The sequence below is a fragment of the Cetobacterium sp. NK01 genome (assembly GCF_024506395.1).
GTDB classification, from domain to species: Bacteria; Fusobacteriota; Fusobacteriia; order Fusobacteriales; family Fusobacteriaceae; genus Cetobacterium_A; species Cetobacterium_A somerae_A.
In genome coordinates, this window is record NZ_JANIBO010000001.1 from 814,803 (window position 1) to 837,910 (window position 23,108).

Consider the following 23,108-nt stretch of genomic DNA (forward strand, 5'->3'; position numbering starts at 1 on the left):
TTAAGATATTTTAAAATAAAAAAAAGAGCCTCAGCTCTTTTTAATTATAATTATAATGCTGCTTTTGCAGTTTCAGCTAATTTAGCGAACTCTGCTGCATTGTTTAAAGCGATATCTGCTAAAACTTTTCTATCTAACTCGATTCCTGCTCTCTTTAATCCATTCATTAAAGTTGAGTAAGTTAATCCGTTAATTCTTGCTGCTGCATTGATTCTGATGATCCATAATTGTCTCATCTTTCTCTTTCTAACTTTTCTATCTCTTGTAGAGAAAGCCTCTGCTCTCATTACAGCTTGTTTAGCTTGCTTAAATACGTCACCTGACGCACCTCTAAATCCTTTAGCAGCTTTTAAAACTTTTTTATGTCTTCTTCTTCTAACTATTCCAGTCTTAACTCTCATTTAATTCTCCTCCTAAAATTGGTCCTTAGCAATAATATTCCTAAGAATTATTATCTTCCTACTCCGTATGGTAATAATCCTTTTAAGTGCTTCTCTAATGTTGAAGTGATTACTGTATCCTTCTTTAATCTGTTCTTTCTTTTTCTAGTTTTCTTTGTTAAGATATGGCTCTTTCCTGGCTTTTTAACAACGAATTTCCCTGTTCCAGTAACTTTAATTCTTTTTCTAGCACCTCTATGAGTTTTCATTTTTGGCATTGTAATGTTCCTCCTCTCAAATCTTCACTATTTTTTTGGTGATAAGATCAAATATTTTTGCTTATCATTATATTTTTTATCAACATCTGCGACTTCAACAAATCTATCAGATATTTGATCTAGCATTTCTATTCCCTGATCAGCATACATTCTTTCTCTTCCGTACTGAACAAGAGTTATTTTTACTTTATTATCTTTTTCTAAAAACTTTTTAACTTGAGCTATTTTCGTATCCATATCGTGCTGATCTATTCTAGCTCTAAACTTTACCTCTTTAACAATAACTTGCTTTTGGTTTTTCTTAGCTTCTTTAGCTTTTCTAGTTTGCTCGTATTTAAATTTTCCATAATCCATTATTTTACATACTGGCGGCGCAGCATTTGGAGATATTTCAACTAAATCTAATTCTTTTTGCATAGCTAGCTCTAAAGCTTCTGATGCTGACATAATTCCTAATTGCTCTCCAGTTTCAGAGATAATTCTTAATTCTCTACCTCTTATCTTTTCATTAATTCTAACTTTGTCCGAAATAATAGACACCTCCTATTAACTATCAAATAAAAAAAACAGGACGTAAATTTCCTGTTTAACTCAAATAATTATTAAGGCTAGCCCTAAACAAAAATTTAATAATACCTATATGTAGGTCATCGCCCCATTAGGTGAGAAACAGGAAGTCTCTTCTTGATAAATCTTTTTCATTGTCTTTAATTATTATAACACGATTCTACAAAAAGTCAACTGAATTTTTTATTGATTTTATTGAGGTCCTCTCATATTTAGAGGACCTTTTTTATTTTACTCTTCGCTTGAAGAAGTTCCGTACTTTTCTATCAACTCTTTATTTTCATTTTTTTCTTTTTCTAACTGAACTTTTTTCATAGATAATTTAATTCTTTTTTTCTCTGAATCAATTTCAACAATTTCAGCTAAAATAGTTTGTCCTGGTGTGAATACATCTTTCAAGTTCTTTATAAAATCTTTAGAAGCTAATTGTGTTGGAATAAATCCATCTACTCCTTCTTCTAATTTTACAAACATTCCAAAGTCTTGAATATTTTTAATTTCTTTTTCAACTCTATCTCCAACTTTATAATTCTCTAAAGCTGTTTCCCAAGGACTTTTAGTTAAATCTTTTATGCTTCCTTTAATTTTTTGATCTTCTAAGTTTAACTCTACCACTTTAAACTCTACTTTATCTCCCTTTGAATATTTTTTATTTCCAGTCCATGCAAAGTCAGAGTTATGAATAAATCCATCTACTCCCTCTTCTACCTGAACAAAAATACCAAAAGGCTTAACTTCTACTACTGTTCCAGTTAGAACTTTTCCTATTGCAAATTTTGTCTCTGCTTTCTCCCAAGGATTAGAGCTTAATTGCTTTATTCCTAACTTTAACTTTCTTTCTGCTGGATTTAATTCGATTATTGAAACTTTAAGTTCATCTCCAACTTTTACAAAGTTATTTACATTAACTTTTTTGCTTGTCCAAGAGAAATCTGAACTGTGAACTAATCCTTCAACACCTGGCATTAACTCTACAAATGCTCCATAATTAACTATTCTTGTTACTTTTCCAACAACCTCTTGTCCTACATTATTATTTTCTGCAATAATATCCCAAGGATTTCTAGTTAAAGCTTTTATAGATAATTTTATATTTCTTTTTTCTCTTTCAATCTCTATGATTTTAGCTTCAACTATATCTCCTGCTTTAAATAATTTATGTAAATCAGCAGTCTTTTTCCAATCTACTTCTGAAATATGAATAAACCCTCTAGCTCCATTAAGTTTTACAGTTAATCCAAAATCTAAAACTTCTAAAACTGTAACTTTTACAACTTCTCCAACCGCTAATTTATCAATTGCCTCTAATTCTTTTGCGGCTATAATCTCTTTTCTTGATAATAGAATTTTTTTACCTTTTCTATCTTCTTTTATCTCTTTTATAGATACTGATATTTCTTTTCCAACGAAAGAATCACCTTGTTCTAAAGATATTTCAGATAATGAATTTGGTAAAAATCCTTGCTGATGGAACAACTCAACTATATATCCACCTTTAACTCTTTTTGAAATTTTTCCTGTTACAATTTCGTGATTTTCAAATGCTTTCATTAATTGTTCTGCACCAATCTCCATGTCGATTCTTCTTTTAGAACCAATTAAAATCAATGAATCACTCTCTTCAGCTTGTGCTACTATTAGAACTTCAACTTCGTCTCCTACAGAATATCCTATTAACTCTTCTGTTCTTACTCTTACAGCTTTTGGCTCTCCAGGTACTTCTAAATAAGTAAAGTTTCTATCCATATTTACAATTATTCCTGTTACTTTACTTTTTATTTCTTCATCCTCTTTTACTGGCATATACTCGTTTAATAATGCTTCAAATTCTTCGTAGTAATCAAAGTTAGACATTAAAGTTCCCCCTTATTTTATTTTCTATTTTTTTTATTATATCTTCTGGTGTTGATGCTCCAGCTGTTATCCCTACCTTCATGTCTCTTGAAAATAATGATAAATCCAACTCGTTCTCATTTTGAACTAAGTAACTTTTTGGATTTTCAGCTAAAGCTACTTCTAGAAGTTTTTTACTATTTGAGCTTTTTAAATCTCCTATCACAACTAATATATCACAGGTCTTTGCTAATTTTTTTGTAGCCTCTTGCCTTTCACTAGTTGCTCCACATATCCTATCAAATATCTGCGCATTTGAATAGTATTTTTCTAAATAATCTTTTATCTCTAAAAATTTATTTTTATTTAAAGTAGTTTGAGTTAACACCGAATATCTTTTACTAATATCTAATGTACTTTCTTTTAATTCTTCTAAATTTTTAAAAACTTTTACTGTTTTTCCAAAAGATATTATACCCTTTACTTCAGGATGTTCTTTATCTCCAATGAATATTATTTCATCTCCTACACTTTCTCTTTGGATAAGCATCTCTTTTATTTTATCCACAAAAATACAAGTTGCATCATATATTTTAACTTCTTTTTCTTTTAATTTTTCAATTATTTGAGATGTAGTTCCATGTGCCCGAATTATAATTATATCTCCTTTTTTTAAAGGATCTTTTCCGTTTAAAATATCTTCTTCATTGATTATTACAAACCCAATATTTTCCATCTCTTTAACAACATCTTTATTATGAACAACCATTCCTAAAATATATTTATTCACTTCTTTTTCTTCCGATACTTTATAACAAGTTTCTACAGCTTTTTTTACTCCAAAGCAAAAACCCATTTTTTCAGCTCTTATGATTTCCAACATCTTACTCCTCATTAAACTTTTTAACTTCTATCAACTCTATAAGATCTGCAATCATTTCATCTTCATCTTCTCCGTCACACTCTAAAGTTAGCACTCTTCCTTGTTCTGCTGCAAGAAGCATCAATCCCATAATACTTTTTCCATTTATAATCTCATCATCAAATATTACATTTATATCTGAATCATATTTACTTGCTGTTTGTACAAATAACGATGATGGTCTTGCATGTAATCCAGCCTTATTTTTAATAGTTACTTCCACTTTTTTCATTTTTAATTTCTCCCTTCAATTATTTCTAAATATTCATTTAGGATATTTTTTACCTCTTGAGAATCTTTAGATTTTAATAGTTTTATTTTAATTTCTTTCAACTCTGACATCTCGATTTTTCTAATTAAATTTCTTACTTTTGGAATATATGCTGGTGCCATACTTAAATCTCTTATTCCTAAACTCAATAAAGCTATGACAGCTTGGTTTTCTCCAGCCATTTCTCCACATACCGAAACTTTTTTATGTTTTCTAAGCCCTGCACTAGAAACCATATTTATTGCTCTTATAACTGCAGGATCATAACAATCATAAAGCTTTTCAGCTATTGGACTATAACGATCTGTTGCAAGTATATATTGCGTTAAATCATTCGTTCCAATAGAAAAAAAGTCTACATAATCAGCAAAAATATCTGCTAACATAACATTTGATGGTACTTCTACCATCATTCCAACCTCTATATTTTCTTTAAATTCTTTTCCTTCAATTAAAAGTTCTTTTTTACACTCTTCTACTAAATCTTTAGCTTCAATTATTTCTTTTAAATTTGTTATCATTGGATACATCATCTTTATATTATGATGAGTTGCAGCTCTTAAAATTCCTTTAATTTGATTTTTAAAAAGATTCTTATCTGCTAAAGTTAATCTCATACCTCTGCATCCTAATGAGGGATTTTCTTCATCAACCATTTTATAATAAGATAGTTTTTTATCTGCTCCTATATCTAAAGTTCTTATAACTATAGGTTTGTTTGTTTGACTCTCTTCAAACTCTCTTGCTATATTTTCGTATATTTTTTTTTGCTTCTCCTCATTTGGAAATTCTACTGCATCCATATATATAAGTTCTGTTCTCAACAATCCAATACCATCAGGTCTTTTTCGACTAACTTGAGTTATATCTAACCTACCACCTATATTCAAATGCAAATAAACTCTTTCTCCATCTAAAGTAACTGTTTCTTTATCAATAGATTCCTCTATCTCTTTCATTTTATTTCTATATCTATTTTTTTCTTCATCGTATCTATTTAATGTTTTTATATCTGGATTAGTTACAACTTTACCTTCCATAGATGTTGTATCTAAAATTATTTTATCTCCCCAATCTACAGAAAAAATATCATTTCCGCCCATTAGTGTAGGTATCTCTAATGCTTTTGTTAATATTGCAGTATGAGATGTCTCTCCCATATACTCCATTATTATTCCACTTAAATTTATTCCACTATAATAAATTTTTAAAAGCTCTGATGGTAGTAATTCCCTGATTACCAAAATCTTCCCATTTAAATTGGAATCTATATCATCTTCATGCGTTAGATTCATTATTATTCTTTCGCTTATATCCTTTATATCTAATGCTCTTTGTTTATAAATTGGATCTGCTATTTTTTCAAACATCTCTATATATTTATTAGAAACTTTCTTTACAACTGCTTCTGCATTATTTTCTTCTTTTTTTATTCCTTTTTTTATATCACTTATAAATTGAGGATCATCTAACATCATTATATGTACTGTTAAAATTTGCAAGTCTTCCTTGTTTATTTTACCCTCTAAATTCCCTTTGATTTGTTTTATATCATTTTTAGCTTTTTGTACACTTTCTAAAAATCGTTCTATTTCCTCTTCAACCTTTTCAGAAGAAATTTTATAATTTTCAATATCTATCTTTTTCTTTCTTTCTATATAGGGTTGACCTATAACTATTCCTGGGAAAATACTTTTACCTACAATAACTCCCATTTTACTCACCCCTTGACCATTAATTGATATAAAAATTATACCGTATTTCTATTCATTTTTAAACTATTATTTAATTATAATTATTTTTTAAAAAAAATTAAATTTTTTCAAAAAAAGTATTGACATTTTTTTTTTTTTGTATTATATTAATTGCAAGATTAGCACTCCTTACAGTTGAGTGCTAATAAAAAGGTAGAAAAGGGTGATTTTATGGTTGTCAGCGATAGAGAAAAGCTCGTTCTTAGTGCCATTATTGATTTTTATCTTCTTTCTGGAGAAACAATCGGTTCTAGAACTCTTGTTAAAAAATATAATATAGATCTATCTTCTGCAACAATAAGAAATGTGATGTCTGATCTAGAAGATATGGGGTTTATCTCAAAAACTCATACTTCTTCAGGAAGAATACCCACGGATAAAGGCTATAAATTTTACTTAGAAGAACTTCTAAAGATTGAAAAGCTTTCAAGAGAAGAACAAGCTCGAATAAATTCTGTTTATGATATTAAAATGAGAGAATTGGATTCTGTTTTGAAAAAAACTTCAATGCTTTTATCTAAATTAACTAACTATGTTGGAATTGTTATTGAACCTACGCATAAGAAAGAAAAAATAAAAAAAGTTGAACTAGTTCATATTGATGATTATATGTCTATGGCTGTTATTGTTATGGAAAACAAAAGTGTTCGAACTAAAAAAATTTTCTTCGAAGAAGTGTGTAGTCAAAGTGAGCTCTTAAAGTTATCACAACGAATTAATAATGAAATAAGAAATAGTTCTGTTGAATCTCACGAAATCGAAAAAATTATTGATTTTGTTTATAGTGAAGTAGAGGGAAAACTTTTTTTAGAAAACTCCTCTGAAATATTTAAAGATAAACAAGTTAATGAAATTAGTGATGTTTTAGATATTTTTTCTAAAAGAGAAAAAATAAAAGAACTTTTCGAAGAGGCAATTAAGTCTAGACCTTTTAAAGAGGGTGAAGTTAATGTTATTTTTGGCGAAGAACTCGCTGTAAAAGGATTGGAAGATTATAGCTTTGTATATTCTGTTTATAATATGGATAACTCTCCAGGTATAATTGGTGTTATGGGACCTAAAAGAATGTCTTATTCAAAAACTATGGGTCTTATACAACATGTTACAAAAGAGGTTAACAAAGTTATAAAAGAAATAAGTAATGAAGGAGATAGTGATGGCAGATAAAGAAATAAAAGAAGAAATAGTTGAAGAAATAATTAATGATACAGAAAATAAAAATGAAAATATAGAGACTACGTCTCAAGAAGATGAAATAAAAAAATTAAAAGGTGAGGTTGAAGATTGGAAAAACTCTTACTTAAGAAAACAAGCTGATTTCCAAAACTTTACCAAAAGAAAAGAGAAAGAATTTGATGATTTAAAAGCTTTTGCTTCTGAAAAAGTAGTAGTAAAAGTTTTAGATATAATCGATAATCTTGAAAGAGCTATCGCTGCTTCTTCTGAAACAAAAGATTTTGATTCCCTTGTAAAAGGTGTTGAATTAACACTTTCTCAAATGAAAAGTACTGTTGCTAGTGAAGGTGTTGAAGCTATAGAAACTGAAAAAGCTACATTTGATCCTCATTTACATATGGCTGTTTCCGTTGAAGACTCAGCAGATTATGCTAATGATGAAATTATAGCAGAGTTTCAAAAAGGTTATAAAATGAAGGGGAAAGTTATTAGACCCTCAATGGTTAAAGTTTGTAAAAAATAAAATTAAAAAATTCAGATATATTAGGAGGTTTTTTAAATGGCAAAAATTATAGGAATTGACTTAGGAACTACTAACTCATGTGTTGCAATAATGGAAGGGGGATCAACTACTGTAATCCCTAACGCTGAAGGAGCAAGAACAACTCCATCTGTTGTAAGTATCAAAGATAATGGTGAAATTATTGTTGGAGAGATTGCTAAAAGACAAGCTATCACAAATCCTACATCAACTATTCTTTCAATCAAAACACATATGGGAAGCGACTATAAAGTTGATATTCACGGAAAACAATATACACCACAAGAGATTTCAGCTATGATATTAAAAAAATTAAAATCTGATGCTGAAGCTTATTTAGGAGAGAAAGTTACTGAAGCGGTTATTACTGTTCCAGCTTACTTTACAGATGCTCAAAGACAAGCTACAAAAGATGCCGGTGTTATAGCTGGATTAGACGTTAAAAGAATTATAAATGAGCCTACTGCTGCTGCACTAGCTTACGGACTTGAAAAAGCTGGAAAAGAAGAGAAAGTTTTAGTATTTGACCTTGGAGGAGGAACATTTGACGTTTCTATCCTTGAGATTGCTGACGGAGTTATTGAAGTTATATCAACTTCAGGAAACAACCATTTAGGTGGAGATAACTTTGACGATGCTGTTATCAAATATTTAGTTGAAGAGTTTAAAAAAGAAAGTGGAATAGATTTAGCTAATGATAAAATGGCATATCAAAGACTTAAAGATGCTGCAGAAAAAGCTAAAAAAGAGTTATCTACATTAATGGAAGCTCATATTTCTCTACCATTCATAACAATGGATGCAACTGGACCAAAGCATTTAGATATTAAATTAACTAGAGCTAAGTTCAATGATTTAACTAGAGATTTAGTTGAGGCTACTCAAGTACCTACAAAAGATGCATTAAAAGCTGCAGGATTAAATCCTTCAGATATCGATGAAATCTTATTAGTTGGAGGTTCTACAAGAATTCCTGCTGTTCAAGAGTGGGTTGAATCTTACTTTGGTAAAAAACCTAACAAAGGTATAAACCCAGACGAGGTTGTTGCTGAAGGAGCTGCTATTCAAGGTGGAGTATTAATGGGAGATGTTAAAGATGTATTACTTCTTGATGTTACTCCATTATCTTTAGGAATTGAAACTTTAGGTGGAGTGTTCACAAAAATTATCGAAAGAAACACTACAATTCCTGTTAAAAAATCACAAGTATTCTCAACTGCTGTTGATAACCAACCAGCTGTTACAATAAATGTATTACAAGGTGAAAGAGCAAAAGCTGCTGATAACCATAAATTAGGAGAATTCAACTTAGAAGGAATTCCTGCTGCTCCTAGAGGAGTACCTCAAATCGAAGTTACATTTGATATTGATGCTAACGGAATCGTTCACGTTTCTGCAAAAGATTTAGGAACTGGAAAAGAAAGTACTGTAACTATCTCTGGTTCAACTAACCTTTCTGCTGATGAAATTGAAAGAATGAAAAAAGATGCTGAAGCTAATGAAGCCGAAGATAAAAAATTTAAAGAGTTAGTTGAAACAAGAAATAAAGCTGATATGTTAATTGCTTCTACTGAGAAATCTGTAAAAGATTATGCTGAAAAAGTTACTGAAGATGAGAAAAAAGCTATTGAAGCTGCTATCGAAGAACTTAAATCAGTTAAAGATGGAGAAGATAAAGAGGCTATAGATGCTGCAATTGAAAAATTATCTCAAGCTGCTCACAAGTTAGCTGAAGAAATCTACAAAGATGCTCAGGCTAAACAACAAGGTGGAGCTGCTCCAGAAAACAACGGAACTGATGACGTTGCTGATGCTGAGATAGTTGACTAATATTAGTAATTAATATATACTTTACTTAAGGGATAGAGATGACTCTATCCCTTATTTTAAGAAATGGAGGATTTTTGTAAATGGCTAAAAGAGACTTTTATGAAGTTTTAGGGGTTGCTAAGGGGGCATCTGACACTGAAATAAAAAAAGCATATAGAAAAGCTGCTATGAAGTATCACCCAGATAAATTCAGTGGTGCTAGTGATACTGAAAAAAAAGAAGCTGAGGATAAGTTTAAAGAGGTTAATGAAGCATACCAAGTTCTTTCAGATGAAAATAAAAGAGCTCAATATGATAGATTTGGTCACGCTGCTTTTGAAAATGGTGGTAGTGCTGGTGCTGGCGGATTTGGTGGTGGATTTGAAGATTTAGGAGATATCTTCGGATCATTTTTTGGCGGAAGTGGCGGATTCGGTGGTTTTGGTGGTTTTGGCGGTTCTCGTCAAAGAGGTCCGGAACCTGGGGAAGATTTAAGATATAATCTTGAACTAACTTTAGAAGAAGCAGCAAAAGGTGTAGAAAAGACATTAAAATATAAAAGAACCGGAACTTGTGGAACTTGTCACGGTACTGGAGCTCAAGAAGGTTCTAAAATGAGTAAATGTTCTAAATGTAATGGTTCTGGAACTATAAACGTTACTCAAAGAACTGTTTTTGGAAATTTCCAAACAACACAAGAATGTGATGCTTGTCATGGTAAAGGTGAAGTTCCTGAAAAAAAATGTAAAAAATGTCATGGAACTGGAATTGATACAGAAACTGTTGAAAAAACAATTAAAATTCCTGCTGGTATTGATGATGGACAAAAACTTAGACTTTCTGGAATGGGTAATGCTAGTACAGAAGGCGGTCCTAATGGTGATTTATATGTCTATATCTCTGTTAAACATCATCCATTCTTTGAAAGAAATGGTGAGGATATAATTTGTAATGTACCAATTACCTTTGCTCAAGCAGCTCTTGGAGGAGATATTGAAATCCCTACACTAAACGGTAAGAAAACAATTAAGATTCCTGCTGGAACTCAAAATGATAAAATGTTCAGGTTAAAAGGAGAAGGAATTAAAAACCCTCGAAGTCCTTATACGGGTGATCAAATTGTTAGAATAAAAATTGAAGTTCCTGTTAATTTAAACTCAGAGCAGCAAGAACTTCTTAAAAAATTTGATGAAAGTTTAAAAGATAAAAATCATAAAGATAATAAAAACTTCTTTGATAAGCTAAAAGATTTCTTCTCTTAAAAATCATTGAAAAGAACATCGCCTTGTGGTATACTTGTCTTAGAAAAATTATATTATCTAAGGGGGCTATAAGATGAACGAATTATTTGCTAAATATGGTGGAATGATACTTACGTTTGCTATTTGGGCGGCTGTATTCTATTTCCTACTTATTTTACCGAACAAAAAGAAGCAAAAGAAACATCAAGAAATGTTAGACTCATTAAAAGAGGGAGCTGAAGTTGTTACTACCGGTGGTATAAAAGGTACTATAGCTAGTATTGGCCCTGAGTTCTTAACTATTAGAGTTGATAAAGGTGTTAACATCCAAGTGCTTAAGAATTCTATTTCAAGAGTTTTAAAATAAAAATATCTAAAAAGGATGGGATGGATAAACTTTTCCATCCTATTTTATTATTCTAAATCAATGGAGAGGAAATATGAAAAAATACCTTATATTTTTTGTTTTTTGTCTATTTTCTTTAACACTTTTTGCTAATAACACAATAAAAAAAATTAGACTTAACAATAACCCACCTCAATTAGTTTTTGATATATCGAGTACAATAAAACCTAAATATAATTCAAATTATGATGAATATAATCGATTACTTTTTATTGAAATCGAAAAAGTTAAAATGGGAACAAAATTAAATAATTCTAATTTTATGGGAAAAAATATTGAAAAAATAGATATGATTGACTATGGTTCCAATGTTGGATTTTTTATAAAATTAAAAAAAGGAACTGGTCACAAAGTTTATTCTCTAACTAATCCACACCGAGTTGTCGTAGATTTAAGACCAACTAATTCTTCTAAAAAAGAGTTTACTATCGCTATCGATGCAGGACACGGTGGAAAAGATCCTGGAGCTATCGGATTCAATAAATATAAAGAAAAAGATATTGCTCTAGCTGTAGCTAAAAAATTACAGACTAAACTTTCTAAGGATTTTAATGTAATAATGACTAGAAGTTCTGATACTTTTATAAGTCTTTCAGAAAGAAGTAAAATAGCAAATAGAAGTAAAGCTGATCTTTTTGTCAGTTTACATTTGAATGCTTCTAAAAGTTCTTCAGCTCAAGGAATGGAAATATTTTATTTCTCTAAAAAATCATCTCCATATGCTGAAAAAATTGCTTCCTATGAAAATAGTTTTGGGGAAAAATATGGGGAAAAAACAACTAGTATAGCACAGATTATGGGTGAACTTTCTTACAATAAAAATATGGAAAAAGCAATTACTATAGCAAGACCACTTAATACCTCTCTCTCTAAAAGACTAGGAATGAGAGATCGTGGAATTTACGGAGCTAATTTTGCTGTTCTTAGAGGATTTAATGGACCTGGTATTCTTGTAGAATTAGGTTTTATAACAAATAAATCTGATGTAACAAAACTTTCTAGAGATACAAATCAAACTGTTATGGCAGATGAATTAGCAAATAAAATTAGAGCATTTTTCTATTAGGAGGTTTTATGTCATATAAATTAAAAAGTTTTCTAGTAATTTTAATTGTTATTGTTGTTGGAACTGGAATTTATTCAAACAAACTTAATAAAAAAAGTGAAATAATTACTCCTATATCTACTCCAACATTCGAATCAATGGAAGTTACTAAAGTTACAACACCTATTTTTTTTCCTAATTTAAAACAAGGAAAATTAAACAGTGAAGATATCAATCTTATTTCTAATTTAAGTAATCAGCAAGATATTTTAAAAGATATTCTTTTTCAACTTATTAAGAAATTAGAAGATAAAAATATCATAAAAAAAGAAAATTTTAAATATGAAGTATATTTAAAAAATAGAACCCTATACTTAGATTTAGATTCAAAAATTTTATCCTCTGCTAAAACTCCACAAGAGGAATTACTTTTGATCTATTCTTTTGTAAATAGCTTGTTAACACCTGGTGGTGCGGATAATGTAGTCCTACTTATAAATGGTATTCCAACTGATAAAGTTAACTTTATCAACATCAATAAAAGCTATAAATTAAATAGCAATATATAATTTTTTGAGGAGTTTCTATTTTCAGAAACTCCTTTTTAAAAATTTGGAGGCTTCCTATGACAATAGATTTTTTAAAAAAAGAATTAAGTAATATACTTTCAAAAAAGCGATATGATCATTCCATAAGAGTTTTAGAAACTGCTCTTACTCTTGGAAAAATATATGATGGCGATTTAAATAAAATATCTACTGCAGCTCTTTTACATGACTACGCTAAAGAATTTAAAAGAGAAGACCTTATTAAAATTGCTAAAGAGCACTTCCTATCTGAAACAGAAGACTATTTAGAAAATATTGAAATCTTACATAGCTATGCTAGTGCATACATAGCTAAAGAAATTTTTAAAATAACTGATACAGAAATTTTAAGTGCAATCAAATACCATACTACTGGCAGAAAAAATATGAGTTTAACTGAAAAAATAGTTTATATAGCTGATGCTATTGAACCAAAAAGAGATTATCCTCACGTTGAAAAAATCAGAGATTTAGCTCTAGTAAATTTAAATAAAGCCATTTTACTAGAAGTTAATAAAAAAATTGAATATCTTGTAAAAGGAGAATTTATTATACATATAAATTCTATTGAGATGCGTAATTGGCTTTTAAAAATAAGCTAATAGGAGGAATTATATGAAAACAAATACAAAATTAGATAAACAACTTGATAAATTAAAAAATATATTAAAAAATAGTAAAGCTTTAACTCTTGATGAAATAACTAAAGCTATGGGATGGTCTCCAAAATTTAAAAAAGAAAATAGAGAAATTCTTGAAATTTGGATTAATTCTGGAGAGATTATGAAAAATAAAAGAAATAAATATAATATCCCTGAAAATTTAGGTTTTATTAAAGGAAAATTTTCAAATATTAAAGGAAAGTTTGGTTTTGTTGATACTGATACTGAGGGATACTTTATCCCTAGAAGTAAATTCGGAACAGCTTTAGATGGAGACACTGTTTTAATAAACGTTACAACACCTGAAGGCAAAGGAAAGCAAGAGGGAGAAATTGTTGAAGTTCTTGTAAGAGAAAAAAATACAATTATAGGAATCTTTGAAAAGAAAGAAAACTTTGGTTTTGTAAGACCAACACAATCTTTTGGTAGAGATATATATATTCCTAAAAACTTTTTCAATAAAGCCAAAGATGGTGAGTTAGTTGTTGTTGATGTAACTTTTTGGGGAAGCGATGAAAAAAAGCCTGAAGGGAAAATTCTTGAATCAATTGGTAACCCTTTCGATACAGATAATATGATTAAGGCTTTAATTCTTAGAGAAGGTTTATCAGAAGAATTTCCAGATGATGTCATTGCAGAAGCTCGTCAAATCCCAACTGTAATATCTGAGGATGAAATAAAGAAAAGAAAAGATTTAAGACACCTTCCAATAATAACAATTGATGGTGACGATGCCAAAGACTTAGATGATGCTGTTTATGTGGAAAAATTAGATAACGGATACTATAAACTTATCGTAGCTATTGCCGATGTTTCCCACTATATTCCAACTGGATCTAAATTAGATAAAGAAGCTGAAAAAAGAGGAAACTCTGTTTATCTAGTTGATAGAGTTTTACCTATGTTCCCTAAAGAAATTTCAAATGGAATATGCTCTTTAAATCCACATGAAGACAAACTTACATTCTCTGTTGAACTTCTTATTGATTCTCATGGAAGAGCTATTGATGTTCAAACATATAAATCAGTTATTAAAACTGCTCACAGAATGACTTATGGAAATGTTAATAAAATTATTGCTAAGGATCCTGAAACTACTGAGAAATATAGTGATATCGTAGATATGCTATTTACTATGTTAGAGCTTTCTAAGATTATAAGAGCTATCAAATACAACAGAGGTTCTATTGATTTTGATCTTCCTGAAGTTAAAGTTGTTTTAGACGAAAATAAAAAAGTTAAATACTTAAAAAATATTGAAAGAGGTGAATCAGAAAGAATCATCGAAGATTTTATGATTATGGCTAATGAAGCCGTTGCAGAAAAACTTTTCTGGTTAGAAATACCTTCTGTTTATAGAGTTCATGAAACTCCTGACCCAGAAAGAGTAAAAACTTTAAGCGAAACTCTTTCTAGATTTGGATATAGACTTCACTCTTTTGAAGATATTCATCCAAAAAAATTCCAATCAATTATTGAAGACTCTGAAGCTAGAGGTATTAATATGATTGTACATAAAATGATTTTAATGTCTCTTAAACAAGCTAGATACGGTGTTGAAAACTTAGGACACTTTGGTCTATCATCTAATTATTATACACATTTTACATCTCCTATTAGAAGATATGCTGATTTACTTATACATAGAATTTTAAATATTGCTATACATGGTTATCCAACTAAAAAGCAATTTGGAACTCTTATAAACTACTTACCAGAAGTTACACAACATATTTCTCAAACAGAAAGAAAAGCTATGAAGGTAGAAGATGAAAGTGTTAAAATTAAAATAGTTGAATATATGCTTGATAAAATTGGAGATGAATTTAAAGCTACTATAGTTGGATTTAACAATAAAAAAATATTCTTTGAAACAGAGGAACATGTAGAATGTTTCTGGGATGTAACTACAGCTAAAAACTTCTATGAATTTGATGAAAATAATTATGTTATGAAAGATTTAGATACAAATAGAGAGTTTCATTTAGGTGATAAAATGGATATCCTAATAGTTAGATCTGATTTACAAATGCTTGAAATAGAAGTTGTTCCAACTGAATTTTGTCACGAATACACAGGGAGAAGAAAAGAGGGGAGATTTTAATGATATTAGCTAATAACAAAAAAGCTTTTTTTGACTATTTTATTGAAGATAGATTTGAAGCCGGAATTGAACTAGTTGGTAGTGAGGTTAAATCTATAAAGGCTGGTAAAACTAGCATTAAAGAGTCTTTTATTAGAATAATAAACAATGAAATTTTTATCATGGGTATGACTGTTGTTCCATGGTCTTTTGGTAGTGTTTATAATCCTGATGAAAGAAGAGTTAGAAAATTGCTTTTACATAAAGGAGAGATTAAAAAATTACACGAAAAAGTTATGCAAAAAGGTTATACAATTGTACCTTTGAATATTCACTTATCTAAAGGCTTTGTCAAAGTAGAAATTGCTTTAGCTAGAGGTAAGAAAAATTATGATAAACGTGACTCTTTAGCAAAAAAAGATCAACAAAGAAATATTGAGAGAGAAGTAAAAGAAAGATATTAATAAAAAAAGCAGATAAATTATCTGCTTTTTTTGTTTTATTAAAATTTATAAATCAATCCTAATCCAAAGGCATCTACATGCTTACTATATCTAATATTTTTAATATTTTTATCATTCATATAATCTACATATGAGTATGTTGCCATTAATTCAAGTTGTGAGCTATATTTGTATTTAACTCCTGCTGAATACATATTTGCATCTAAAACATAATCAGTATCTGTATATGTTTTTTCATTAGCTCCTGTATCTGTATACTGGTAACCTGTCATTAAGGTCCACTTTTCATTTAATTGATAATCTAAACCAACTGCTACCTCATATCCATTATCATAATGATCAAAGTTTCCTAAGTCATCGCTTGCTTCTTTTATGAAATAATAGTTTCCAGAAGCTAAAAGTGTCAATTTATCTGTTGCTCTATAAGATGCTCCAATCGCTGCCATTGCAGGTAAGTTTCTTTTTCCACTTCCCTCTGCCATCCATTGTTTAATTGCAGGATCTTTAGATATTATATCATAAAATATATTTCCTATAATTGGAGTTCCTGTAGATGCATTAAATCCATTTTTTAATTTATGCTCTTTATTATCAAAATCTAGCTTAGTTTCAGTTTCGTATCTCATTCCTAAATTAAATCTATCATTTGGATGATAATTTACTCCAAATATTCCAGCTACTCCAAAAGCTGTTCTTTCTGAATCTATATCAAATTTTACATTTCCTGTTATAGGCGATGCTTTTGTTGTAAAATTCCCTTCACCTTTAAATTTTCTTTCAGCGTCAATTAATCTAAGCCCAACTGCTCCACTCCAAGCTTCATTGAATTTTCTAGCTATTCCACCTTGAAAAGCAACATAGTATGACTTACCATGTATTGTCGAACCACCTGTAAATTCTCCAGCAGGAAACTTGTCCGCTATCTCTGGGAATGTTGCTATTCCTCCACTATATGCTACACTTCCTCCACCTGCTATCGCTCCAGCGTGAAAGAAAAATGCTGTATCTCCTTTTTTCTTTACAATTTGTAAGCTTGGAACTACTGGTGATGGTTTATCACTTTTAAATTTATAATCTCCATGTTCCATACTATATTCTTTCAAATGTGTTTGATTATTTACTTGTATATAAGTTCCATCTTCTAGCCATACCGTTCCAGCTGGATTATAATATGCTCCAGACACTCCAATTTTTCCAACCATAGCTGGATGTGCTAAATACTCTGCATCCTGTTGTGAAAGATAGTCTATGCTTCCCCCCATAGCATTAGCTGATAAAACTATCCCTAATAACATTAATTGTTGCTTAAACTTCATTATCCCTCTCCTTTGTCATTTCTAAAGCTTTTTCTATCAATACATTTCCCATTTCAATAACTTCTTTTTTAAAAGTTTCAAACTCTATATCAATATAGAACCCTGTACATATTAAAGTTGCATATCCATGAGAAAAATACCATCCTTTTTTTATAACCCATTCTATTATATCTTCTGGAAATTGATTATATTCTCTATTATTATTAAATCCACTATATATTAAATTTCTAAAATCATCCATAATCTGATCCATAAATTCTCTAGGTAAACCTTCTCTTAAAAAAATTGTTCTAAATAATGCTTTTTCCTCTTTTGCAAAAAGACATATTCCTATCCCTATATTTAAAATTGATAAATCAGTATAGTCACGTTTTGTATATTCAAAAAGTTTTGTTTTAGCTTTTTTAGCTAATTCATTTTTTAGTTCATCCATTGATTTAAAAGCTGAATATATAGCTATTGTAGATACTCCCAGCTTTTTTGCTATATTTCTTGCTGTTACATCTTTTAAACTCTCATTGTTTAAAATTTCAAATGCACTATTCAAAATTTCTTCTCTAGTAAAATTAGGTTTTCTTCCCATTTTTTCTCCTATATGTTATGTTATTTTTTAAACATGTTTTATATTATATCTCACTATATGTATAAATTCAAGATTTTTATTATATAGCACTGTTATGGAATCGTCATTTTTTTACACAACACTGTTATGAAATTTATTATATAAATAGAAAAAGAGGCTATTAAATAGCCTCTTTCTATGAGAAAATTATTAAAAATAAGTTATTATTAAGCTTTTATAACTTTATCATTTGACTCCATAAAAGTTAAATACTCTTCCTTAGTCATAACTGGTTTAAAGTTATCTAAAATTTCTTTTGCTTTTTTTCCTTGAGCAAATAATAAGTCAACAACTGTTAATGCTAAAGCTTTTGCTGGCATTAATATTGCAATTTCATCATCTACAGTTTTGAAATCTCTTGTATGAAGAGCTCCGTTTATTCCTCCAAACATTGGATGAAGAGTAGGCATTATATGAGATACATCTCCAAAATCAAAAGATCCTGTAAAATCTCCACCTTTAATCATATCATCTTTTAACCCTAAATACTCTAAGTTTCCTTCTAAAACATCTTCCATAGAATCATGTTTTAAAATTGGTAAATATCCTGGAATCTCTGTTATTTCTATTTCAGCACCAACTGCATAAGCACCTGCTGTTAAACCTCTATTTACTTTTTTATTAGCATCTATCATTCCCTCAATTGTTCTAGCTCTAACATAAGCTTCCATTCTTACATCTGCTGGAACTGAATTTACAATATCTCCACCCTTTGTTATAATTGGATGGAATCTTACTCTATCGCTATCTTTAAATGTTTCTCTTTGAGCATGCACATTATTTATACCTAACATTGCTGCATTCAGAGCATTTATACCCTCGTGAGGTGCTGATCCTGCATGAGATTCTTTTCCTATGAACTTAACAGTTTTTCCTATAAAACCATTGCTTACAGGACCAGTTAAGACTTTTTTATCGCCTAAATCTAAAGCATGAAACATAACTGCCATATCTACATCATCAAATGCTCCATTATAAATCATTTCTTGCTTTCCACCAAAGTACTTTATTTTACCTTCTTCTCTAAGCTGAGTTCTATATCCTAGTTCTACAAATTCTTCTGCTGGAGTAGCCATAAAATCTATCTTTCCACCTAATTCATTTAAAATCCCTGATTTTATAAGTCCCGTAGCTGCTCCCAACATTCCCGCTATTTGAATATGATGTCCACACGCATGAACTGCTCCCAGCTCATTAGAATCTTTATGATCACTACAAGAAATTGCATCTAACTCTCCTAAAATTGCTATCTTAGGTCCCTCTACATTTTCATTAGCTCTAGCTCTACATCCTGTATATGCAATTCCTTCTTCTACATTTAATCCTAATTCATTTTTAAAATAATTTGAAACAATCTCTGTTCCTTTAAATTCTTTGTATCCAAATTCTGGATTATTATACATATCTTGTCCAGCTTTTAAAATTAAATTTTTATTTTCATCAATAGCTTTTATTACTCTCTCTTTAATTTCATTTAAATTCATAATTTTTTCTCCTTAAATTTATTTAAATCTTAACTAATTAAATCGCACCCTGTAATCTTAATACCCCTTGAGCTATTAAAGCACAAGCAAAGAAAATTGTTGTAAATACAACTAATGCTATTATAACAATTTTCCAAGACATAGCTTTTAATTGTTCAATTTTATCTCCCACCGAAATACCTGCAAATGCAAGTAATGGCGTACATAAAGGCATAAATTCAACTGTTCCAATTTGTGGAGCAAAGAATTTTGAAATTGATAATGCTGGAATACTAACTATCATTCCTACTATTGTTGATAATGCATATGCTGGTAATGGAAACTTAGGAAAAGCTTCCTTAACAGCAAAACATCCTAATGCTAAAATTATTATTAAAAACATTCCTGGAATAGCTCCTATAAATTGTTTCTGTAAGCCAATTGCTTGTCCTGCTAAAACTATAATTCCAGTCATTGACATAAGTATAAAGTATAATACATATTTTTTTATATCTAAACTACGCATGTTGTTTCACTTCCTTTTTTAAAAACTTTGGAGATAATTTTTTATAATACCACTCTGTAAATGGTAATGATATAAATACAAGAATATTTACTCCTGTTAATCCTGATAGCATATTACTCGTTGACGCATATGCAAAAACTTGATCTGCATATTGAGGTCCAACTACTTCTGCTAAAGATGAAGCTGCTGCCGTCATCATACTTCCGCTTCCTACTCCACAAGCCATTCCTAAAGCTAATGGATGAATTCCTGTGTATATTGCTAATGAGCCTAATACTCCAAAATATATAGTTCCTACTATTGTTCCTGCTAAATAAACTCCTAATACCCCACTTCCTTCTAAAGATGAAATTCCATATTTCTCTCCAATTACTCCTAAAGAAGCTTCTCTACTTATACTTGATCCTGCTCCAATAGCCTCTCTTGTTAATCCTAATTTAAGAGCTAAAGGTACTGCTACAAGTGGAGCCAAAACATGCCCAAACTCTTGTGCTAAAAATGCAGGTCCTGCCTGAATAATTTTATCTAAATTAGGTCCTACAAAAGTTCCTAATTTTATCCCTAACATTAAAAGAATTAGCATAACCATATCACTAGCTATTTTCATCTCTTTTTCACCGATGATATCTCTTAATTTTTTAATTTTTTTCCCTAATAAATCTGGTGTTAATATCATTCCAATAATTACCGCAAATAACATTGGGAATAAAGCAACTTTCCCTAATTGAATTTTTCCAACTTTTTCACATACTAGTGAAATAATTGTTACAACTAAAAATACATTAATTGTGTTTTTGTTCATAGTACTCACTCTTCCTTAATTTATTTTTTATATACTACCTAAAAGGACAATGTCTTAAATAGGTCCTTATTTTATATTTAAAATAATACTATTTTTTTAATATTATGTCAAGATTTTTTTCGTATTTTTCAGTTATTTTTAAATTGTAATGTTCTGTTTCAATACTTATTTTGGTTTTTTTAAAATAAAAAAAAGATGAAAAATTATTTTCTCATCTTTTTTTATTTCAAAACTTAAATTTTATTACTCTCCTTGGGCGACCAGCTGAAGAACAAACTTCATACTCTATTATTTCAGCATACCCATTTCCTATAATAGGCTTTACTATTCTATTAACACTTCTTTCTGTTATATCTAACAGTTCAGAAAGTTCTTTACTTGTAAACTCTCTTTTGCTTAAACTTTCTTGTAAAGCTCTTATTTTTGATAAATATTTTGGGGTAATTCCAATTTTTTTAGCCTCTTTTTCAAAAGTATTACTTATTTTAGTAGAGTAATCAAACCTATTTTTCTTATATAATGGTCCTCTTATTTTATTATCAGAAAAAAGATACGCTTCTCCTTTATCATTTAGAATACTTATATTTAAAGCTTTTTTTGCATTAGCTGTTGCATCTTGGATATTTTCTGCATAGCCAATTCCAATCGCAACTTTCCCACCTAAAATATAAATTTCATTTAACAGCTTTAAAAAATTTAGCTCACTATCTTTAGTTTCTAAAATTTTTTGAGTTGTAAAAAATATATACTCATTCTCTGTTAACTCTTGATAATTTCCATGAATTTCTTTAGAATATTTTAAAAAAATTTGATTAAGCTTCATCTTAAAAGAGATTTTATCATAATCACTTTCATCCTTTTTTATTTTTTTTACAACTTTTATTATCTTTATTCCAATTCTATTTTTAGAATTTTCATTAATTTTTATATCTTTTAATAAAACTTTCATTTGATTAGTTATTTCATTTTTTGTTGATTGTAATCTATAAACTGGTTTATTTTTACTTTTAAAATAATCATAAACATATCCAAAAGCAGTTAATACACAATGAACATTTCCTTTTGATAGATTTTTAATATGCTCATCTAAAAAATCTAACTCTGTTTTATCTTCTTGATATTCTTGAACATCAACCCCTCTTAGTCTTATTCCAAACTCATCTAAAGTATCAAACAGAACTTTTTTTTCTACAATATCAAATCCTATCTTTAAACTAAATAAACTCTCATAATCTTCTCTTACTTCCCACAAAGCTTTTAAAATACTTCCTGCTTCTCTATTAGAATAAACCATTGGTACTTCAAGACCTAATTTACTAACAAGTTCCGAATGAACTCCTACTCCTGTAGAAAAAATACCATCTACTTTCCCCTTTAGTTCCATTAAACTTTCTAAAGAATCGCCAAGCTGCTTTATCTCATATGATAAAAATATAATTTGAGAATATTGCGATTCCAATGTTCTTAAAATTTTTTTTACTGAATCTGGATAACCGACAATAGCAATTTTCATTTACTACTCTCCCCTAAATAAATTTTTTTATTTTCCACAACATTTTTTATATTTTTTTCCTGAACCACAGATACATGGATCGTTTCTTCCTATTTTCTCTTCTTTGACTATAGTACCATGAAGAGGTAAGCATCCATAATAAAACCACTGATCATTCACTTTTATAAACTTACTTTTTTCATGATGGATAGTTTCTTTTCCTTTTTCTTTGTAAAATGCTTTAAACTCTACAATTCCCTCTATATCATTTTCAGTTCCTTTTTCAGTTGATATAATTTCAAGACCTAACCATTCTGAATTTAGTGCCCATTTTCTAGTTTCTTCAATATCCATATTTTCTTTTGTTTCTATATAATGAGTTTCTACTATAAATTCTATATCCCCATTTTCAAAGGCATTATACCTTGCTTTCATTAGCTCTTCAGCAGTTTTAAAATTATTTATCATCTTGTTCAAGCTCCTCTTTTTTCTTTAATCCCTCTAATTCTTTCTCCATTTTTTTCACTTTTTTATAAATTTCATTTATCCTGAACTCTAAAGAGTTTAAAATCCAAAATTGAAAATGACTAGCTTTTTGTGATTCGTAAAACATCCAAATTAATTTAATTACACTAAATAAAATAGCCACTTGTACTGCCAAAGCTGGAGTTATTCTATTAAAAACCCCACCTAACAATAATAATGTTGCTATTATAACTATCAATAATGTATTTACTATTTTATTTTGTTTACTATTAGAACCACCTATTTGACCAACAATATTTCTAATTCTTTCCTTTTCTTTTTGAAATTCTTGTAACTCTTCTCTTAGTTGCTCTTCCCCTCTCAAATTTGATCCTCCTTATTT

Annotated in this window: 25 protein-coding genes; 10 read left to right on the forward strand and 15 right to left on the reverse strand. The window is 29.4% G+C overall.

Annotated elements, in window-relative coordinates; all coding sequences use genetic code 11:
* Positions 1–50: 50 nt before the first annotated feature.
* The 7 genes from rplT to ptsP form a co-directional block, all read right to left on the reverse strand.
* On the reverse strand, positions 51–401 hold the full coding sequence (rplT, locus tag NON08_RS04015) for a 50S ribosomal protein L20 (RefSeq protein WP_023050246.1): 351 nt from the start codon (positions 399–401) through the stop codon (positions 51–53).
* Between the two features lie 50 nt (positions 402–451).
* Positions 452–658 carry a 50S ribosomal protein L35 gene (gene rpmI, locus NON08_RS04020; protein ID WP_047381390.1) on the reverse strand — a complete coding sequence of 69 codons (207 nt, stop codon included), beginning with the start codon at positions 656–658 and terminating at the stop codon, positions 452–454.
* 27 nt (positions 659–685) lie between these two features.
* Positions 686–1,198, reverse strand: a complete 513-nt coding sequence (gene infC / locus NON08_RS04025) for a translation initiation factor IF-3 (protein ID WP_256690187.1) — start codon at positions 1,196–1,198, stop codon at positions 686–688.
* A 258-nt stretch (positions 1,199–1,456) separates the two neighbouring features.
* Complete coding sequence (locus NON08_RS04030) at positions 1,457–3,079, reverse strand: S1 RNA-binding domain-containing protein (protein ID WP_256690188.1); 1,623 nt, start codon at positions 3,077–3,079, stop codon at positions 1,457–1,459.
* Positions 3,072–3,941, reverse strand: a complete 870-nt coding sequence (ispH, locus tag NON08_RS04035; protein ID WP_413774021.1) for a 4-hydroxy-3-methylbut-2-enyl diphosphate reductase — start codon at positions 3,939–3,941, stop codon at positions 3,072–3,074. The genes NON08_RS04030 and ispH overlap by 8 nt, the downstream gene beginning before the upstream one ends.
* A gap of 1 nt (position 3,942) precedes the next feature.
* The gene (locus tag NON08_RS04040) at positions 3,943–4,212 is read right to left on the reverse strand and encodes an HPr family phosphocarrier protein (protein WP_256690191.1); all 270 of its coding nucleotides are present in this window, start codon (positions 4,210–4,212) and stop codon (positions 3,943–3,945) included.
* Between the two features lie 2 nt (positions 4,213–4,214).
* Complete coding sequence (ptsP, locus tag NON08_RS04045; RefSeq protein ID WP_256690193.1) at positions 4,215–5,966, reverse strand: phosphoenolpyruvate--protein phosphotransferase; 1,752 nt, start codon at positions 5,964–5,966, stop codon at positions 4,215–4,217.
* 210 nt (positions 5,967–6,176) lie between these two features.
* Here ptsP and hrcA point away from each other — a divergent pair, with 210 nt between their 5' ends.
* The 10 genes from hrcA to smpB all read left to right on the forward strand — a co-directional run bounded on the left by hrcA (position 6,177) and on the right by smpB (position 16,019).
* Positions 6,177–7,172, forward strand: a complete 996-nt coding sequence (gene hrcA, locus NON08_RS04050) for a heat-inducible transcriptional repressor HrcA (RefSeq protein WP_256691224.1) — start codon at positions 6,177–6,179, stop codon at positions 7,170–7,172.
* Positions 7,162–7,704: a nucleotide exchange factor GrpE gene (gene grpE / locus NON08_RS04055; RefSeq protein WP_256690194.1), complete on the forward strand. Its 543-nt coding sequence runs from the start codon at positions 7,162–7,164 to the stop codon at positions 7,702–7,704. The genes hrcA and grpE overlap by 11 nt, the downstream gene beginning before the upstream one ends.
* A 36-nt stretch (positions 7,705–7,740) precedes the next feature.
* Positions 7,741–9,552 (forward strand): molecular chaperone DnaK, encoded by a 1,812-nt coding sequence (gene dnaK / locus NON08_RS04060; protein ID WP_023050255.1) that lies wholly within the window; start codon positions 7,741–7,743, stop codon positions 9,550–9,552.
* Between the two features lie 80 nt (positions 9,553–9,632).
* The gene (gene dnaJ, locus NON08_RS04065) at positions 9,633–10,793 is read left to right on the forward strand and encodes a molecular chaperone DnaJ (protein WP_256690195.1); all 1,161 of its coding nucleotides are present in this window, start codon (positions 9,633–9,635) and stop codon (positions 10,791–10,793) included.
* Positions 10,794–10,866: 73 nt separating this feature from the next.
* The gene (yajC, locus tag NON08_RS04070; protein ID WP_256690196.1) at positions 10,867–11,139 is read left to right on the forward strand and encodes a preprotein translocase subunit YajC; all 273 of its coding nucleotides are present in this window, start codon (positions 10,867–10,869) and stop codon (positions 11,137–11,139) included.
* A 73-nt stretch (positions 11,140–11,212) separates the two neighbouring features.
* Positions 11,213–12,244, forward strand: a complete 1,032-nt coding sequence (locus NON08_RS04075; protein ID WP_256690197.1) for an N-acetylmuramoyl-L-alanine amidase family protein — start codon at positions 11,213–11,215, stop codon at positions 12,242–12,244.
* Between the two features lie 8 nt (positions 12,245–12,252).
* Positions 12,253–12,792, forward strand: coding sequence for a GerMN domain-containing protein (locus tag NON08_RS04080; protein WP_256690198.1), 540 nt, complete (start codon positions 12,253–12,255; stop codon positions 12,790–12,792).
* 56 nt (positions 12,793–12,848) lie between these two features.
* The gene (gene yqeK / locus NON08_RS04085) at positions 12,849–13,412 is read left to right on the forward strand and encodes a bis(5'-nucleosyl)-tetraphosphatase (symmetrical) YqeK (RefSeq protein WP_256690199.1); all 564 of its coding nucleotides are present in this window, start codon (positions 12,849–12,851) and stop codon (positions 13,410–13,412) included.
* A gap of 13 nt (positions 13,413–13,425) precedes the next feature.
* Positions 13,426–15,576, forward strand: coding sequence for a ribonuclease R (gene rnr / locus NON08_RS04090; RefSeq protein ID WP_023050261.1), 2,151 nt, complete (start codon positions 13,426–13,428; stop codon positions 15,574–15,576).
* Positions 15,576–16,019, forward strand: a complete 444-nt coding sequence (gene smpB / locus NON08_RS04095) for an SsrA-binding protein SmpB (protein ID WP_023050262.1) — start codon at positions 15,576–15,578, stop codon at positions 16,017–16,019. The genes rnr and smpB overlap by 1 nt, the downstream gene beginning before the upstream one ends.
* A 38-nt stretch (positions 16,020–16,057) precedes the next feature.
* On the opposite strand, the gene NON08_RS04100 is transcribed toward smpB, so the two are convergent.
* The 8 genes from NON08_RS04100 to NON08_RS04135 all read right to left on the reverse strand — a co-directional run bounded on the left by NON08_RS04100 (position 16,058) and on the right by NON08_RS04135 (position 23,090).
* Complete coding sequence (locus tag NON08_RS04100) at positions 16,058–17,335, reverse strand: OmpP1/FadL family transporter (protein ID WP_256690201.1); 1,278 nt, start codon at positions 17,333–17,335, stop codon at positions 16,058–16,060.
* Complete coding sequence (locus tag NON08_RS04105) at positions 17,325–17,918, reverse strand: TetR/AcrR family transcriptional regulator (protein ID WP_023050264.1); 594 nt, start codon at positions 17,916–17,918, stop codon at positions 17,325–17,327. The genes NON08_RS04100 and NON08_RS04105 overlap by 11 nt, the downstream gene beginning before the upstream one ends.
* A 206-nt stretch (positions 17,919–18,124) precedes the next feature.
* Positions 18,125–19,441, reverse strand: coding sequence for an amidohydrolase (locus tag NON08_RS04110; RefSeq protein ID WP_256690202.1), 1,317 nt, complete (start codon positions 19,439–19,441; stop codon positions 18,125–18,127).
* A gap of 37 nt (positions 19,442–19,478) precedes the next feature.
* Positions 19,479–19,946, reverse strand: coding sequence for a hypothetical protein (locus NON08_RS04115; RefSeq protein ID WP_256690203.1), 468 nt, complete (start codon positions 19,944–19,946; stop codon positions 19,479–19,481).
* Positions 19,939–20,748: a DUF3100 domain-containing protein gene (locus tag NON08_RS04120; protein WP_256690204.1), complete on the reverse strand. Its 810-nt coding sequence runs from the start codon at positions 20,746–20,748 to the stop codon at positions 19,939–19,941. Before NON08_RS04120 ends, NON08_RS04115 begins: the two co-directional genes overlap by 8 nt.
* A gap of 226 nt (positions 20,749–20,974) precedes the next feature.
* The gene (locus tag NON08_RS04125) at positions 20,975–22,261 is read right to left on the reverse strand and encodes a hypothetical protein (RefSeq protein ID WP_256690205.1); all 1,287 of its coding nucleotides are present in this window, start codon (positions 22,259–22,261) and stop codon (positions 20,975–20,977) included.
* A gap of 27 nt (positions 22,262–22,288) precedes the next feature.
* Positions 22,289–22,708, reverse strand: a complete 420-nt coding sequence (locus NON08_RS04130; RefSeq protein WP_256690206.1) for a YchJ family metal-binding protein — start codon at positions 22,706–22,708, stop codon at positions 22,289–22,291.
* Positions 22,698–23,090: a hypothetical protein gene (locus tag NON08_RS04135; protein ID WP_256690207.1), complete on the reverse strand. Its 393-nt coding sequence runs from the start codon at positions 23,088–23,090 to the stop codon at positions 22,698–22,700. The genes NON08_RS04130 and NON08_RS04135 overlap by 11 nt, the downstream gene beginning before the upstream one ends.
* Positions 23,091–23,108: the final 18 nt, after the last annotated feature.

Bases quoted from the DNA above. Each gene is read 5' to 3' on its own strand.
- rnr (WP_023050261.1), top strand. From the start codon at position 13,426: ATGAAAACAAATACAAAATTAGATAAACAACTTGATAAATTAAAAAAT.
- dnaJ (WP_256690195.1), top strand. From the start codon at position 9,633: ATGGCTAAAAGAGACTTTTATGAAGTTTTAGGGGTTGCTAAGGGGGCA.
- NON08_RS04130 (WP_256690206.1), bottom strand. From the start codon at position 22,708: ATGATAAATAATTTTAAAACTGCTGAAGAGCTAATGAAAGCAAGGTAT.
- NON08_RS04040 (WP_256690191.1), bottom strand. From the start codon at position 4,212: ATGAAAAAAGTGGAAGTAACTATTAAAAATAAGGCTGGATTACATGCA.
- NON08_RS04075 (WP_256690197.1), top strand. From the start codon at position 11,213: ATGAAAAAATACCTTATATTTTTTGTTTTTTGTCTATTTTCTTTAACA.
- NON08_RS04110 (WP_256690202.1), bottom strand. From the start codon at position 19,441: ATGAATTTAAATGAAATTAAAGAGAGAGTAATAAAAGCTATTGATGAA.
- NON08_RS04100 (WP_256690201.1), bottom strand. From the start codon at position 17,335: ATGAAGTTTAAGCAACAATTAATGTTATTAGGGATAGTTTTATCAGCT.
- rplT (WP_023050246.1), bottom strand. From the start codon at position 401: ATGAGAGTTAAGACTGGAATAGTTAGAAGAAGAAGACATAAAAAAGTT.
- NON08_RS04125 (WP_256690205.1), bottom strand. From the start codon at position 22,261: ATGAAAATTGCTATTGTCGGTTATCCAGATTCAGTAAAAAAAATTTTA.
- NON08_RS04030 (WP_256690188.1), bottom strand. From the start codon at position 3,079: ATGTCTAACTTTGATTACTACGAAGAATTTGAAGCATTATTAAACGAG.
- smpB (WP_023050262.1), top strand. From the start codon at position 15,576: ATGATATTAGCTAATAACAAAAAAGCTTTTTTTGACTATTTTATTGAA.
- NON08_RS04120 (WP_256690204.1), bottom strand. From the start codon at position 20,748: ATGAACAAAAACACAATTAATGTATTTTTAGTTGTAACAATTATTTCA.
- grpE (WP_256690194.1), top strand. From the start codon at position 7,162: ATGGCAGATAAAGAAATAAAAGAAGAAATAGTTGAAGAAATAATTAAT.
- ispH (WP_413774021.1), bottom strand. From the start codon at position 3,941: ATGTTGGAAATCATAAGAGCTGAAAAAATGGGTTTTTGCTTTGGAGTA.
- dnaK (WP_023050255.1), top strand. From the start codon at position 7,741: ATGGCAAAAATTATAGGAATTGACTTAGGAACTACTAACTCATGTGTT.
- NON08_RS04105 (WP_023050264.1), bottom strand. From the start codon at position 17,918: ATGGGAAGAAAACCTAATTTTACTAGAGAAGAAATTTTGAATAGTGCA.
- ptsP (WP_256690193.1), bottom strand. From the start codon at position 5,966: ATGGGAGTTATTGTAGGTAAAAGTATTTTCCCAGGAATAGTTATAGGT.
- rpmI (WP_047381390.1), bottom strand. From the start codon at position 658: ATGCCAAAAATGAAAACTCATAGAGGTGCTAGAAAAAGAATTAAAGTT.
- NON08_RS04115 (WP_256690203.1), bottom strand. From the start codon at position 19,946: ATGCGTAGTTTAGATATAAAAAAATATGTATTATACTTTATACTTATG.
- yqeK (WP_256690199.1), top strand. From the start codon at position 12,849: ATGACAATAGATTTTTTAAAAAAAGAATTAAGTAATATACTTTCAAAA.
- hrcA (WP_256691224.1), top strand. From the start codon at position 6,177: ATGGTTGTCAGCGATAGAGAAAAGCTCGTTCTTAGTGCCATTATTGAT.
- NON08_RS04080 (WP_256690198.1), top strand. From the start codon at position 12,253: ATGTCATATAAATTAAAAAGTTTTCTAGTAATTTTAATTGTTATTGTT.
- yajC (WP_256690196.1), top strand. From the start codon at position 10,867: ATGAACGAATTATTTGCTAAATATGGTGGAATGATACTTACGTTTGCT.